Annotated in this window: 14 protein-coding genes; 9 read left to right on the top strand and 5 right to left on the bottom strand. The window is 66.9% G+C overall.

Translation table 11 applies throughout. The features are described from left to right. From QOL99_RS08705 to QOL99_RS08690, 4 genes are all read left to right on the top strand, one after another. Positions 1-605, top strand: a 605-nt coding sequence (locus QOL99_RS08705) for a hypothetical protein (RefSeq protein ID WP_285523053.1), incomplete at its 5' end; no start/stop codon positions are given. Next, the gene (locus QOL99_RS08700; protein ID WP_285523051.1) at positions 602-6,079 is read left to right on the top strand and encodes a DEAD/DEAH box helicase; all 5,478 of its coding nucleotides are present in this window, start codon (positions 602-604) and stop codon (positions 6,077-6,079) included. The genes QOL99_RS08705 and QOL99_RS08700, both read left to right, overlap by 4 nt. Positions 6,080-6,211: 132 nt before the next feature. Further along, complete coding sequence (locus QOL99_RS08695) at positions 6,212-7,282, top strand: GTPase (RefSeq protein ID WP_285523050.1); 1,071 nt, start codon at positions 6,212-6,214, stop codon at positions 7,280-7,282. A gap of 1 nt (position 7,283) precedes the next feature. Beyond that, on the top strand, positions 7,284-7,964 hold the full coding sequence (locus tag QOL99_RS08690) for a GTPase domain-containing protein (RefSeq protein WP_285523049.1): 681 nt from the start codon (positions 7,284-7,286) through the stop codon (positions 7,962-7,964). A 16-nt stretch (positions 7,965-7,980) separates the two neighbouring features. On the opposite strand, the gene QOL99_RS08685 is transcribed toward QOL99_RS08690, so the two are convergent. Further along, on the bottom strand, positions 7,981-8,766 hold the full coding sequence (locus tag QOL99_RS08685; RefSeq protein WP_285523048.1) for an integrase core domain-containing protein: 786 nt from the start codon (positions 8,764-8,766) through the stop codon (positions 7,981-7,983). Positions 8,767-8,950: 184 nt separating this feature from the next. Continuing rightward, positions 8,951-9,238 (bottom strand): transposase, encoded by a 288-nt coding sequence (locus tag QOL99_RS17805; RefSeq protein ID WP_407650158.1) that lies wholly within the window; start codon positions 9,236-9,238, stop codon positions 8,951-8,953. 367 nt (positions 9,239-9,605) lie between these two features. Between QOL99_RS17805 and QOL99_RS08680 the strand changes: the two genes are divergently transcribed. After that, entirely contained in the window at positions 9,606-10,154 is a 549-nt protein-coding gene (locus QOL99_RS08680; protein ID WP_285523046.1) for a hypothetical protein, read from the top strand. 438 nt (positions 10,155-10,592) lie between these two features. Then, a complete protein-coding gene (locus QOL99_RS08675; protein ID WP_285523044.1) occupies positions 10,593-11,033 on the top strand; it encodes a hypothetical protein in 441 nt (146 codons plus the stop codon). Positions 11,034-11,168: 135 nt separating this feature from the next. On the opposite strand, the gene QOL99_RS08670 is transcribed toward QOL99_RS08675, so the two are convergent. Continuing rightward, the gene (locus QOL99_RS08670) at positions 11,169-11,618 is read right to left on the bottom strand and encodes a helix-turn-helix domain-containing protein (protein ID WP_285523043.1); all 450 of its coding nucleotides are present in this window, start codon (positions 11,616-11,618) and stop codon (positions 11,169-11,171) included. 11 nt (positions 11,619-11,629) lie between these two features. After that, positions 11,630-11,941: a hypothetical protein gene (locus tag QOL99_RS08665; RefSeq protein WP_285523042.1), complete on the bottom strand. Its 312-nt coding sequence runs from the start codon at positions 11,939-11,941 to the stop codon at positions 11,630-11,632. Between the two features lie 42 nt (positions 11,942-11,983). Between QOL99_RS08665 and QOL99_RS08660 the strand changes: the two genes are divergently transcribed. The 3 genes from QOL99_RS08660 to QOL99_RS08650 all read left to right on the top strand — a co-directional run bounded on the left by QOL99_RS08660 (position 11,984) and on the right by QOL99_RS08650 (position 13,272). Then, positions 11,984-12,451, top strand: coding sequence for an antitoxin VbhA family protein (locus QOL99_RS08660; protein ID WP_285523041.1), 468 nt, complete (start codon positions 11,984-11,986; stop codon positions 12,449-12,451). A 173-nt stretch (positions 12,452-12,624) separates the two neighbouring features. After that, positions 12,625-12,888, top strand: coding sequence for a type II toxin-antitoxin system Phd/YefM family antitoxin (locus QOL99_RS08655; RefSeq protein ID WP_285523039.1), 264 nt, complete (start codon positions 12,625-12,627; stop codon positions 12,886-12,888). A gap of 60 nt (positions 12,889-12,948) precedes the next feature. Beyond that, complete coding sequence (locus QOL99_RS08650; RefSeq protein WP_285523038.1) at positions 12,949-13,272, top strand: type II toxin-antitoxin system RelE family toxin; 324 nt, start codon at positions 12,949-12,951, stop codon at positions 13,270-13,272. A 61-nt stretch (positions 13,273-13,333) separates the two neighbouring features. Here the strand turns inward: QOL99_RS08650 and QOL99_RS08645 are convergent, their stop codons facing one another. Next, positions 13,334-13,918 (bottom strand): hypothetical protein, encoded by a 585-nt coding sequence (locus tag QOL99_RS08645; RefSeq protein ID WP_285523036.1) that lies wholly within the window; start codon positions 13,916-13,918, stop codon positions 13,334-13,336. Between the last annotated feature and the right edge of the window lie 358 nt (positions 13,919-14,276).

Raw genomic sequence — 14,276 nt, 5'->3', positions numbered from 1 at the left:
GCTGCCGCAGTCCGCACAGTTTCGGCGAGCGCGACGGGCAGTGGGACGGCCCCGCCCGGCTGCGCGTGGGCCCGGAGCCGACGGACGTCCCGACCGTGGCCGAGCCCGGGCGCGAGCTGACCCTCGCCCTGCCGACCTTGGAAGAATTCCGCCAGAGCCTGCCGGCTGTGGGGGGCGTGAGCACCGCCCGCCACACCTTCGCGCGCTTCGACGGCCTGTCGTTCCGGAAAGGCCCGGTCACCGGAGAGCCGGGCCTCTACGAGGTGACGGGCCCGGAGGGCCGCACCCTCACGCTGCTGCACGGTGGCGGGCAGGACTGGCGCCGCGGCGACTGGTACGGACTGCGCTACCTCACCCTAGAGGGCGCTGGCCTGCTGCTGGACGTCCGCTACGACGCGGCGCGGTGGCAGCTCGCCCTTCCGGAAGACCAGCGCCCGCCGGAACTGTACGAGCGCGTCCTGGTACTGTGCAGCGGCCTGCTGCCCACCCGGGTCGGCCGCTGGCTGGTGTACCGCAACGTGGCTCCGGACGTCGCGCGGCACCTGACGTCCCTGCTGGGCTGCGCGCTCGCCGAGCAGGCTCTGGACGAGGGCGTTCCGGCGTGAACGATCCCCTCGCCCTGCACGACCGGCTCGAGCGCGTCTACCGGCTGTACGTGGAGAGCGCCTTTCCGCTGCGCTACCCCGCGCTGGCGGAGGAGCGCCGGACCCTGCTGCGCCGGCCGGGCGTCCTGGCCCAGCCCCCCCTGATTGAACCGGTCCCCACCTACCCGTCCAGCGGCCTCACGCTGGAGCAGGCCGTGAACACCCTTCCGGAGCGGTACGCCGGCCTGGCGACCCTCGGGGCGCCGCTCTTCCCGGAGGGGCGGACCCTCTACGCGCACCAGCTCGCCGCCTTGCAGGCCAGCCTGGCCGGAGAGGACGTCGTCGTCACCACCGGTACCGGTTCGGGCAAGACCGAGGCCTTCATGCTGCCCCTGCTCGCCGCCCTGGCTGCGGACAGCGCGACCTGGACAGCCCCGGGGCCGGTACCTGCCCGCCGAGAGTGGTGGCGATCCAAGGGGGAGCGCGTCCCGCAGTGGGGCCACGTGACGCGGCCGCACGCCGTCCGGGCGCTGATCCTCTACCCGCTCAACGCCCTGGTCGAGGACCAGCTGCGGCGCCTGCGCTCGGTGCTGGACGGCCCTGGGGTCACCGGCTGGCTCGACCGCGAGCGGCGCGGCAACCGCATCACCTACGGGCGCTATACCTCCCTGGCCCCGCTGCCCGGCGGGCGCGACGAGAAACGCGCGCAGCGCCTGCGCGAACGGTTGCAGGATCGTGAGGCCGAATGGGCGGCCGTTCATGCCCAGCTGCAGGCGCGCGGGGACGGTTCCGAGTACCACTTCCCGCGGATGGACGGCGGCGAGCTGTGGAGCCGCTGGGACGCGCAGGACACGCCGCCGGACCTGCTGATCACCAACTACTCGATGCTCAACATCATGCTGATGCGGACGCTCGAGCAGGACATGTTCCGCCAGACCCGGGCGTGGCTCGAGGCCGACCCGGGCCACGTCTTCTCCCTGGTCGTGGACGAGCTGCATGCTTACCGCGGCACGCCGGGCACCGAGGTGTCGTACATCCTGCGGCTGCTACTCGACCGGCTGGGCCTCGAGCCGGACAGTCCGCAGCTGCGGATTCTGGCCACCTCGGCGAGCCTCGACGGGAGCGAGCGGGGCCGCACGTTCCTGAGCGAGTTCTTCGGGCGCGATCCGGCGCGGTTCCGGGTGATCGGCACGCCGCAGGAGGCTCCCAAGAACGCCCCGGACCTGCGGGCCCACCGCGAGGCGTTCGCCGCGTTCGCGGCGGCCAGTCCCGCGGCGGAGCTGACCTCCGGCGCGACGGTCGTGAGTCCCGAGGCGGAGACGGCCCTGACCCGGGCCCTGGGTGGCGAAACCCTCGCGGGTGCCCTCGAGCAGGCCGGTGTGCCGGGCGCCCTGCGCGGGGCCTGCTTCGATCCGGATCTCTCGGCCGTCCGCGCGACGGGCACCCACGATCTCAGCCGAACCCTGTACGGCACGGACGATCCTGCCCCGCTGCGGGGCACCCTGCTCGCGCTCGCCACCGCCCGGCTGGCTGGCGGGACAGCGCCTCAACCCGTACGTGCCCACCTGTTCTTCGCCAACCTGCAGAACCTGTGGGTCTGCACCCGGCCGGCGTGTGGTCGGAGCAGTGCCGACGACGTGCCGGTCGGCACCCTGCACGGCACCCACCGCCTGACCTGCGACTGCGGGTCGCGGGTGCTGGACCTGATGGTGTGCGAGGTCTGCGGCGAGGTGCTGCTGGGGGGCTACCACCGCAAAGGCGGCGGCGAGCTGATGCTGAGCGCGGACCCCACCGACCTCGAGAACGCCCCGGACCGGCAGGAAAGCCGGAGCTACGGCCGCTACGCCGTGCTGTGGCCGGTCGACGACCATGCCCGCACGGCCCCGGAGCGGACGTCCTACACCTGGGACAGGCGCACCCGCAGCTGGCAGGCGGCCTACCTCGAACGCGCCACCGGCAAGGTCTACAGCGCGGCGCAGGTCGGGCGGGCCACGCCGGAAGACGACCTGCAACCGGTGTGGAAGTACGCCGTGCAGAGCGCACAGCCGGGAGATGTCGACCACGAACCGGCGCTGCCGCCCGTGTGCCCCCGCTGCGACACCGACTACCGCCGGCGCGACGTCCTGCCCACGCCCATCCGTCACCACCGCACAGGCTTCCAGAAAGCGGCCCAGGTGCTCGCGAGCACCCTGATGCGGGAGGTCGACCCCGGCAGCCGCAAGCTCGTGGTGTTCTCGGACTCGCGTCAGGACGCCGCGCGCCTGGCCGCCGGGATGGAGCGTGACCATTACCGGGACATGGTGCGGGTGGCCCTGCTGGCCGCCCTGCGGGAAGCGAGCCGTGACCTCGAGGCCGCCGTCCGGGTGAACCTGCACCATCTGGGTCACCTCCAGACCGCGCTGGACGCACTCCGGGCCATCAATCCGGCCCTGGCCGACCAGGCGGCGCAGCCCCTGCTGCCGGACGACGAGCCCCGCGCCACCCGCTTCGCGGCGCGCTCGACCTCCGCGGCGCTGCTGCCGGTGCTGCTGCTGGGCGCTCCCCTGAGCGAGAACCAGCGCCAAGAGCTGCTCGACCTGCTCGCGCAGTACCCGGCCCGAATGCCGCTGGGGCAGCTGCGCGAGGCCGTCTTCGCCCGGCTGCTGGAAACCGGGACATGCCCGGGCGGGAACACCCGCGCGGCGCTCACCTACCGGGAAGGCAACGACCCGGCGCAGCCCTGGTACCGGGCCTACCGCTGGGCCGCCGACGGGGTCGCCGTGCGGCAGCAGACCGAGGCCAGGGAGCACCACCGGACGCTGGAGCAGCTGCTGCTGGCCGAGATGATGATGGTGCTGTTCACGCACCAGGTGCGGACCCTGGAAAGCACCGGGCACGGCCGCGTGCATGCCCCGGTGCCGGGGGCCAGCGTGCCCATCCAGGAAGCGACGGACGCGATCATCCGGTACCTGGGGGTCAAGCGCCTGTACGCCGATTCGGAATTCGTGGCACCGGGCAGCGAGACGGTCCTGCCGCAGCCCGTCAAGGCCTACCTGAGGAACCTGGGGGAGGACGAGGCCACCTTCAAGGCGACGCTCCTGTCGCGCGCCTACGCGGAGGGCAGCGCCTACAACCTGATCGTCCGGCCGGACAACCTCGTCTTGATCGGCGCGCAGGACGGAGGCGCGAGCTACCGGTGCGCGAAGTGCCGCGCCTCCTACCTGCACGCGGCAGCCGGCCTCTGCGTGCACTGCGGCGGCCGGGTCGAGGCGGCGCCGGGCGGCGATCCGGACACCGGGGAGGACTACTACACCTACCTCGCCCGTTACGCGGGCGCCGGATTCCGGCTCAACGCCGAGGAACTCACTGGCCAGACCGACAATGCGGCGCGCGCACAGCGCCAGCGGCACTTCCAGGAGGTCTTCCTGGATGGCGAGAACCCGGTGGCCGGGGGCGTCGACCTGCTCAGCGTGACCACCACCATGGAAGCCGGGGTCGACATCGGCAGCCTCAACGCGGTGATGATGAGCAACATGCCCCCGCGCCGCTTTTCCTACCAGCAGCGCGTGGGCCGCGCCGGGCGCCGCGGCGCGGGCGTGAGCCTGGCCGTGACCCTGTGCCGCGGCCGCAGCCACGACCTGTACTACTACCAGCATCCGGAGGCGATGACCGGGGACGCGCCGCCGCCGCCGTACGTGGACGTGTCCAGCCTGACGATCTACCGCCGGGTGCTGATCAAGGAGGTCCTGCGGGAAGCCCTGGGCGCGGTGGACGGTGCTGCTCCTCCCCAGGACAGCGTGCACGGCGAATTCGGGACGGCCCAGGAGTGGCGCGACGATCCGCAGCGGCGGGCCGCGCTCGAGGCCTTTCTCGTCGATCCGGCGCATCAGGCGCAGGTGAGGGCCCTGGCGCTGCGGCTCGCGGCCTGGACGCGGTTGGAGAACTGGCAGGTCGAGGAGGTTCTGGCCGGGCTCCAGAGCCTGCCCGGGAAAATTCTCGCGATCGCAGGCGACGACAGATACGTGCAAGAAGCCCTCAGTGAACGCCTCGCCCACGCCGGGCTGCTGCCGATGTTCGGCTTTCCCACCCGCACCCGCCTGCTCTACCTCGACCCGCTCGAGCGGATCTCTGGTCGGGACTTCCCACCGCGCAACGTGGTCGACCGCGACCTGGACTTGGCCATCAGCGCGTTCGCACCCGGCGCGGAGATCGTCCGCGACAAACTGGTCCACACGTCGGCCGGGGTCGCGAACTTGCATCCGGCTCCGCGGGGACTCGCCCGCGTCAGTCCAGGCCTCTACCCGCCGCTGGGGGAGGCGAATCCTCGCCCAATGGGCACCTGCCGGCACTGCCGGGCGGTCCACCACACGGCGGACCTCGCCGGGCAGGAGCGCCAGACCGTGGTCTGCCCCACCTGTGGCCAGGAAGCCCTGCGCGTTCTCGACGCCCGCGAGCCCCGGCATTTCTTTGCCACAGGAGAGCCACGGGACTACAACGGCTTTTTCGAGATCCGCGGGACGACCACTCGGCCGACCATGGCGGTCCAGGAGGGCGGGCAGACCTCCAGGACCGAGAACGCCGTGCTGCAGAGCAGTCCCCTGGGACAGCCCGGAGAGATCCTGACCTTCAACGACTACGGGGGCCGGGACGGCTTCGAGTTCGTGCCCCATCCCAACCGGGCGCTGGGTGGCGCGTATGTGGCCAGCCTGGAACGGACCTCCGCCGCGCAGAGTGACGCCCGTGGACGCCGCATCACCCTGCTGTCCAGTCGGCGGACCGACACCCTGCGTGTGGGATTGGAAGTCTGGCCCGAACACCACCGCGCCCTGCCCAGCCAGGTCGAGGGCCGCGCGGCGTGGTACAGCGTCGCGTTCGCCCTGCGCGACGCCGCGTCCGTCCTGCTGGACATCGAGTCCGGGGAGCTCGAAGGCGGGCTGTATGCGACCCGCCGGGGCACAGACTCAGACCCGGAGGGCCAGGCCTTCCTGAGCGACCGACTGGAGAACGGGGCCGGGTACGCCACCCACCTCGCGCAGCCGGCGCAGTTCGGACAGTTGCTGAGCACCCTGGACGTGCAGTTGTCCCAGGCCTGGCAGGGCCACGCCGCGTCCTGCGACACCAGTTGCGCCCGCTGCCTGCGCGACTACACCAACCTGGCCTTCCATCCGCTGCTCGACTGGCGGCTGGCGCTGGACATGGTGGCCCTGCTGCGTGGGAACGCGCCGCTGACCTTCACGGGCAGTTCCTGGGAGGCATTGCTGCACCCGGACAGGTCAGCCATCCTGGGCAGCTTGCAGCAACTGCAGTTCAGGCCGCTGCGCGCGTCGACCCCCCTGCCCGTCTTCCTGGGCGCAGGCAAGCACCGCGGCAAGGTGCTGGTCGTGAGCCACCCGCTGTGGGCTCCCGACCATCCCGACATTCTGGCCACGCTCGCCCTCGTGCGGGAACAGGCGGCCGATCAACCCACCGTCACCAACCCGTTCATGCTGCTGCGGCGGCCCTCTGCGGCGCTGTGAATGTCATTCGCCAGGGTGGGGAACGTACAGCCACAGAGTCACGCCGCATGATTTCCCCCGACGCAGGAGTCCGGACACCCGCTGGGGGCCCCCGGGAACACACGGCGCAGTTCGTACGTATATGAGGCCAAGATGAGTCTAGACGAAGAAGCGAGACGGCTGAGGCGTGAACTGGAAGAGTTGGACGGAACAGTGGTCCGCGTCGCGCTGTTCGGCCAGCCCGGAGCTGGCAAGTCCTCCCTGATCAACGAGATCCTGAGCGCCGACGAGGCGCAAGTCGGCATACACACCGACACGACCACGAAGATGAGCTGCCACACCGCCGTCACCGTTCCAGACGTCCAGTTCTGTGACCTGCCAGGCTACGGCACCACACGGTTCCCGAAAGAGACCTACTTCGAGCGCTTCGCCGTCGATTCTTTCGACGTCTATATCTGTGTCAGCAGCGGCAAGCTCGTCCAGGCCGATTCAGAGTTCTTCCGGTATCTCCTGGAGTGCGGGCGGCCGTGCGTCTTCGTCTTCAACAAGCACGATCAGCTGTGGCAGAAGGGAAAGACGACCGAGCAGCTCGAGCAGGAGAAGCGGGCAGACATCCGGGCCCAGGTGGGCCGCGACGTGGATGTCCTGTTCACCAGTTGTCGCCCGGACGAAGATGGGAAGACCAAGGGGATCGAGGAGCTCAAGCGGCATGTCTTCGAGTTGCTGGACGCCGCCAAGCAAGATCGGTGGGCCCGGTCCATGCGGGCCAGGACGGAAGGGGCTCTCCAGGCCAAGAAGGCGGCCAGCCGAAAGCGGGTGAACACTGCCGCCATGTACGCGGTGGCGAACGGAGCCCTCAATCCTGTTCCCGGGGTCAACTTGGCCGTCGACCGCAGGGTGATCGACGACATGAAGTCCAAAATCCGTCACGACTACGGCCTGACGGACGCGGATATCCCTGAAATCGAGGCCTGCGACAGTGGCACGATGAATGTCCTGAGCAAATTGATGAACTCGTCCGCCGTTCCAGGCGGCCGGAAAGCGGCCGAGAAAGTGCTGGCCAACTATGCACTCCCCAAAGCCCTCGGACGCTTCCTCCCCCTCGTGGGGAACATCATCGGTGGTGGCCTGTCCCTGGTCGCCTGCGTGGCAGAGGGCAACGCCTACGTCGATTGCTGCCACGCCGTCGCCGAACGCCGCCTGCAGACGCGGCTGAAACGCTGAGATGTGGTGGCTTCTCGCCCTACCCGTCGCGGGCGCTATCGCCGCCGCCGTCGGTGCGTTGACGGCCGAGTCCCCGGTATCTCCGGAACCGAAGACCAAGCGCAGCGGGCCCACTTCGCACCCGCAGAGCGGCCACTTCGAGCGGATCCTCACGGCCAATCTGAACCGCCTGAGAAAGGAGCTTTGCAGCTCACCAGGTCGAAAAGTCGCACTGCTGGGACAACCCGGCGCGGGGAAGTCCACCACCCTCGATGCCCTGACTGAAGAACGTGTCCAGCCCAGGCCCCGGATCGGTATAGGGACGGACATGACCGATTGGTCCAGGAATCCGGACGTTCCCCTCTGCTCGTTCTTTGAGGACATCCTTTTCGTCGATGCCCCTGGACACGGGACCCAACGCCATTCCACCGAGGTCTATCTCCGTCTCTTTCCCCTCGAACAGTTCGAACACGTCCTGCTGTTCATTCAGGGAAAGCTGCTCGAGTCCGACGAACGTCTCCTGCGTTATGCCCGGAGCAGGGGACGGCGCATCACCATCGTCAGAACACACGCTGGCGGCCTCACCGACGCTGAACGTGAACTCCTTCGAGCTGACCTCTCCCGGCGTTCGGGTGTGCCTGCAGAGGGCGTCCTTTTTCTCGACAACCGAACTCGGGAAGGCCTCAATGCCCTCAGGCGGTAGTGCTCCAGGAAATCCTTCAAGCAGCGTTGCGAGACTTCGCCACTTCCAGCAGCTTAGCCCAGGGACAGGTGTACCCCAAAGCGGAGTGGAGCTTGACCTGGGTGTACCAGTCCCGGAATCGGACGGTCCCCTCGCGCAATTGCGGCATGCTCGCGGAGTCCTCGCGGACGACGAGCTCGTATGTCAGCGTTCGGTTGGTGCGCTCCAGAATGCCCATTCCCCCCTTCTGGGAGACCTTCGCCCGCACCCAACTCCCCACCTCCGGGCAGGCGTCCTGAAAGGCCGTCGAGGTGAAATCCGAGCCGCCATCGGTCATCACCAAAATCTCCTCGTGAATGCCCAGGTCCCGCAGGACCCGGAGACCCGTGTGCAGCGCGGTCACCGCGCTGCTGGCTGAAAGACTGCGGACGACGTGGAGGTGCAGCAGGCACCGCGTCTCTACGTCCAGCACCAGGTAAGCCCAGCAGATTCCATCTCCCAGGCTGAACCGAGTCGCGTCCACCTGAACTCGACGTCCCGCGGGCCACAAGGCTTCGCTGACGGCTGGGACGGCCTTCTTCCGGGTTTTCCGGGCCAGTGGGGGCTGAAGATTCAGTTCCCCCAAGGCCAGGCGGATGGTGTGCAGCCCCAGGTGCCCAGGAGCTGTCTGCTCCTGGGCTGCCGACCGAGCCAGCACCTGATGAAGGCGCCGATAGCCATAAGTGGGATGTTCCAGGGCAGCCTCACGAATTCGTTCCAGGTGGGCCTGCTGCTGCACTTCCCGCTGGGCTTGCCCGGCGGCCTGCTGTCGGGTGTCCCGCAACTTCCAGGCGGGAACATCGGCTTCGCGAGCGAAGCTGGCCAGGCTCAGGTGCGGATGGTCTCTGTGGAACTCCTCGTAGACGGCGAGAAGCTGAGCCGGACTCAGAGACCCCGAACTTTTTTTGCAATCTGGAGCGCGAGCTCCTTCTCGCCAACCAGGACTTTCAGGCGTTCGTTCTCGCGTTCTAGCTCGGTTTGACGGTCCCCCTGGCGGTCTCCGGCGAGGCGGGCAGGCCCCATACGGGTGCCATTCTGCTCAAGACGCGGGCACGGCCTGCCTCCAGGAACTGTGCCTTCCACGTGTGAATCAGGCTCTCGGTGACGCCGTGCTGTCGCGCAGCTTCAGCCACGCTGAAATGGCACCCTAGCACTGCAAGGCCGATGTGCTCCTTGGTGTCCGTCGGCCAATTTTTCCGTTGCTTTCCCCAGCCAGCCCCTCCCGAGTGCCCGTCCCTCGCAAGTGGGCAGGTGATTTTGGAAGGATTTCCTGGAGCATTACCGGGTTACGCGCACAGCTCGCTCGACTCGGCCCACCACGACCGGATGACCCAGGGGTGATGTACGACCCGGAGACTGCCGAGGGACAGGCAGCCATGCGGGCATATCAGCAGGCGTACTGGAAGCGGTGTCAGCAGGCCGATGAGGCATGGGCACGGCAGTACCCGGGTATTGAGTTCCGGCGCCTGACGGATCGCCTGTCGTTCGCGCCTCTGGGAGACGAGGACGGCCCCTGAGCGGAGGACCCGTGCCGGACACTGACCCGGCTCAGGGTGCGCGGGCGGTGAAGCGTCCGCCCTTTGGCGCATTCCTGGGAGCCAGCGCCTCGGCGAACATGGCGGGATGAACGAGATCGAGACGGCGGGCGCATGGGGCGCGGTGGTGTCCAGTGCCGAGATGTTCCCCGACCTGGAGGAGCGACCACGCCTGCTGCTGGGGGTGTTGCCCGGGTGGTTGTCGCGCGATGTGCAGCCCGGCAAGGATCGCCGGTGGTTGCACTTGCGCCACCAGGCGGGCGGGGTGAACTGCACACAGATGGAATTGGTGGCGACCGAACTCACGCCGCGGCCCGAACGCGAGGCGGGGTTGCTGCGGTTGTCCCTGCGCTTCTACGACAGCAACCTCTCCGGCTGGGGCACGACGGTGGACGATCTGGTGATCTACCGGGCGGCGTTGCGCGAGCTGCTGGGGGTGGACGCCAACTTGAGCTACGGGGACCTCCGCGAGGCGATCTACCCGGTGGACGTGACGGCCGAGCACCTGCGGCACCTGACGAGCGACGAGTTGCCCACGGACCTCGACGAGCTGCTGACGTTCACCACCCCTATCACGCAGGTGAGCGGGATGCTGAATCGCTGGCGGTTGTGGATCGTCACCCAGAACTCGGATTGAAGGCTGGTCCGCAAAAAGCAAATCACCCATGAGGGTGAGCCGTGGCGAAGGTTCAGAACCACGCGAAGAGGGGCGCCGCTGGAAATTAGGACGGCACATCCTCGGCGACGATTACCCCGAGGGCCAACGCCTCGGCAGAGGGTGGTGGCGTAGGGCGTTCGAGGTGGTGGGGGATGTAAGGCAGGATAAGAGTAGGAATCTGAAATGGAAAAGCTACGTCCTGGCGCGGCTGTAACTCTGTTCTGGTATTCTGTTTCAGAGTAAGCAGTTTTAAGGTTCAGAAGAAGCACCGCGAAAGCTCTCCAAAACGCTTACTCCAGGCGCGGTGGAAGCGACCAGACAAAGCAGCCGGAAGGGTCCAGCTTCACGAGCGGGGAGGCATAGATGGGACGAGCAGGAAAAGGCACAGTTCGGCTCCAGGTTCGCGTGAGTCGGGAAGTGGCGGACTTCCTGACGATGAAAGCGAGGAAGGCAGGAATGCCGCTCACTGAACTGGGCGGTGCTCTCCTCGAATACGCAGCAGAAGCCGAGGCGAAAGAGGAGGGAGAGGCGCTGGTCATGCCTACCGTTCGCCAGGTGGTCCGCCAGGAGCTGAGCCTGTTCCTGGAGCGGACCTTGGACCTCCAGATACGGACCTATTTGGAGGCGGGAACAGCGCGGCGGATGGTGCAGGCCAACATGCACTACGGCCACGGAATGTCTGTCGAAGAGATCAAGGAAATTGAGGCCGCACAGTGGAAGATGGCCTGGAAAGCGAGCCGCCAACACCTCGACGGGTTGCAGGAGTGGAAGCAGATGATGACCGACTCGGCAGACGTGCGAGGTCGCAAGGAAGAACGGGTAGGCGACCCGGCAGAGAACGACCAGGCTGAAGAGTGAACACGGCTGCTCACAAGCCTGGGGCTGACCACGAAGAAAGCGGGCATCAACAGGGAGGGGGAGGGCCTGCTTCCCTCTTCTCCTCCCTGTTGATGAAGTCCTCCCGGAAGCTCCGCCGATGAGCCAGTGAAGCGGCTACGAAGCGGCCTTGTTTTCCCTGGGCTTAAGCTTGACTTCCACGTCCATGTCCAGGGCATCGGCAATGCGCCGGAGGGTTTCCATGCCGTGCCCGTGATAGGTGGGGCTGAGCCAGCGGGAAATCAGCGGAGGTTTGATGCCAAGACGTTCAGCAATCTCGGCCCCGGTTAGTCCCCGCTCACGCAGCACCCGGCGCAGTTCCAGACTCACGGGATCAGGCGTAGGAACGCTCAGCCTCGGGAGAGCTTCATAGTGCCGCTCGACGGTCGCGCCGGAGACCTGACCACGAGCGGCGTCCTGAACGAGGTGCTCAATCGCCCGCGAGACATCGAGGCGGAAACCGATCACCTCGCCGGTCTCGGCATCGAGGGTCGTGGGGACTTCATGGAGGATGACCGTGACGCCCTCACGGCTGGGGAAGGTATGGGTCATAGGGATGTCAGGCATAGCTCCTCCTCTCAGTTCGCCATCGCCGTCACGACGATGTAGTAGGTCCCACGCCAGCCAACCTTGACCCGCAGGCGCAGGCGGCCGATGAAGCGGTCGAAGTTCAGTCCGGGTGCCCGGTCACGCTCGCCGGGGCGGTCCTTGGTCACCTCGTCGTAATAGCTGATCGCGTCATAGATGTCGTCCAGGGTGAGGGCATCAAGGTTGATCTCGTTCTGAGCGTGGATGCTGACGCGCAGCTCGCCGCTGTCCAGGGCTTCCCAGATGGCCTGGATTTCCCAGTTCAAGACCTCATCGGTAGAGAAGTCGAAGCCCTCAGACACCTGGGTATGTTAACTCAAAAGTTAATCTGGTGGGAGGCACCCATGAAGCATCCAGACGGTACACCCTTGACCCCCGACGAATGGCAGGCCGAACGCACCCGGCGCTGGGAGCAGATCAGCCAGAGACAGCGGTCGGCGCATCCCATCTCCCCGGAGGCTCTGCCCCTCTTCAAACGCTATGCCGACGGCGAGCTGACCCTGGAGGAAGTCCGCGAGGGCCTGCACCGGCTCTACAATCGCCGCCGCTTCCCGGAAGGGCCAGACGGTCCTGAAGTACCCGAGCCACCCCCAGCGCCCGCCCCTCCCGCGACTGAGGAGCTGGTGGTACATGAGGGCGCGATGTTCATGCTCCCTGACCCGCCCCCGCTGTCCAGGGAAGCCCGCATAGAAATGCTGGAGCGGTGGATCGAGCGCAGAAAGCAGGAGAACCCGGACGACCCCTGGATCGGGAAGTGGGTCACCTTCACCGCCTCGGCATACCCCAAGGCCACGGAAGACGAGTTGAACTGAGGTCCACAGATCAACATGGAGGGGGGCATGCCGACCTCCCCCCCCTGTTGATGCTCCCAGCACACGGAAAAGGCGACCCGGAGGCCGCCTTGATTTCTCTAACATAGCGTCCGATGCACACCAAGTCAAGGCTATGCATCGCCTGTTTTGTACACTTTCTTGTACACTGAGGCATGACCCGGTTCCTGACCATCAGCGAGGCCCGCAAACAGTTGCTGGAGATGCCCGACACTTTGCAGGACGAGCCGGTGGTCATCACCCGGCACGGGAAGCCGGTGATGGCAGCCATGAGCTATGAGCAGTTCGAGAGCGTGGCGGAGACACTGGAGCTGCTGAGCGACTCGGCCTTCATGACACAGGTGCGCGAGAGCACGGCGCAGGCCGAGCGCGGCGAGCGGGTCAGTCTGGCCGACGTGCGGGCACGCCTTGAGCGTTAAAGCCTCGGAGTGCCGGTCCCCTGAACACCGTCCTCCCGCCCCCCGAGTCAGGCCCACCCCATGAGCCAGGTTCACCAGATCGAGTTCACCCCCAAGGCCCTGGAGATGTTGGAGGCCGTGCCCGACCGCCGCGAGCGCGAGCTGTTGCTCGACCGCATCGAGGCGCTGGCGACCGATCCCGAGTTGCAGGGCAAGGCCCTGCTGGGGGAGCTGCGCGGCCACCGCAGCGTGCGCGCCGTGGGGCAGCGCTACCGCATCGTGTACCGGGTGCTGCGCGGGGAAGTGCTTGTCCTGGTGATCGGCGTCGGCCGCCGCCAGGCGGGGAACAAGCGCGATGTGTACGAGCAACTTGAACGGTTGGAACCTCAGGAGCGCGAGCGGTAGTTGGCAAACTGCGCCTCCGCATCACTTCTGCGATTTCTTCACCGTCAGCCGCGAGAAACGGTCAGCGCGGCTCCCGGTCCTGCGCGATGATTTCCTCTGCGTTCAGGCCACCCGGTGCAGGCGTGACTGGCTGGCCGTGTCGCTCAAAAGTCTTCAATGAGCTGGCATTGAAAGCAGGCCGCTGGGGGTCAAGCTGAAGGGCAGCGAGTGGGTCTGGGTCTGCTGAAGGAGCAGGTTCGGGGGATGCATCCGGCTCCGGCTCGTTCTGGCTTCCACCCCAGCTCAGGTCGTGCCAAGTCTGGCCGCCGTCCAGCGAGTAGGCCAACTCTTTGGGGAAAAACGAGCATCGGTAGGAGATACGCTCACCGTTTCGTATCCGCGCCACCGCCAGTTCACAGCGAACGTGGGTGGGGAGGGTTGGAGGATCGTCCAAGCCGTAATCCTCGAACATCGACGCCATCGCCCTGGCCCAGTCGTCGGTATCTGAACCGTAGATCTCAACAGACTTTTGAACGGCCCACTCGTCATCCTCGTCTACAGGAGCTGCCCCTAGATACTTGAGCTGTGAGCCAGAGGCCACGGTAAAGGTGTAGGTGTTCTCCCGCAGCATGTGCCCCAGCTCTCGCCGCCGTTTGGCCTCGCCCATAGTCTCTCCAGGGTAGAGGTTGGCCGCTCAGCAGGGCCACCCAGAGGTGAACTCGCACACTTTGTTCCTGGAGCGTGTACTCTCAGCCCAGACGCCACACGGCAAAAAGCGAACGTCGCCCGATCCCGGAAAGAAAAAGGCGACGCTCAAACAAGCCAGGCTGTCTCACCTGTCCTCCCACTTTACGCTGTGGGAGTGCGGGTGCAAAGGGGTCTACCTTGATACCCGATTGCCTGCCGCCCTTGGAGCGGCCCACCCGACCACCAACGACACCCGCCAGGCGCATGAGGGCCGCACAGCTCGCTTCATGGGGTAACTGACATCTTTCAGTTTACGCGGCATAGTGCTGGTTCTCGTC

It is taken from the genome of Deinococcus rhizophilus, from assembly GCF_030271215.1.
GTDB classification, from domain to species: Bacteria; Deinococcota; Deinococci; order Deinococcales; family Deinococcaceae; genus Deinococcus; species Deinococcus rhizophilus.
The sequence above is the reverse complement of the archived record's forward strand: the minus strand, read 5'-3'. Positions and strand labels throughout refer to the sequence as shown.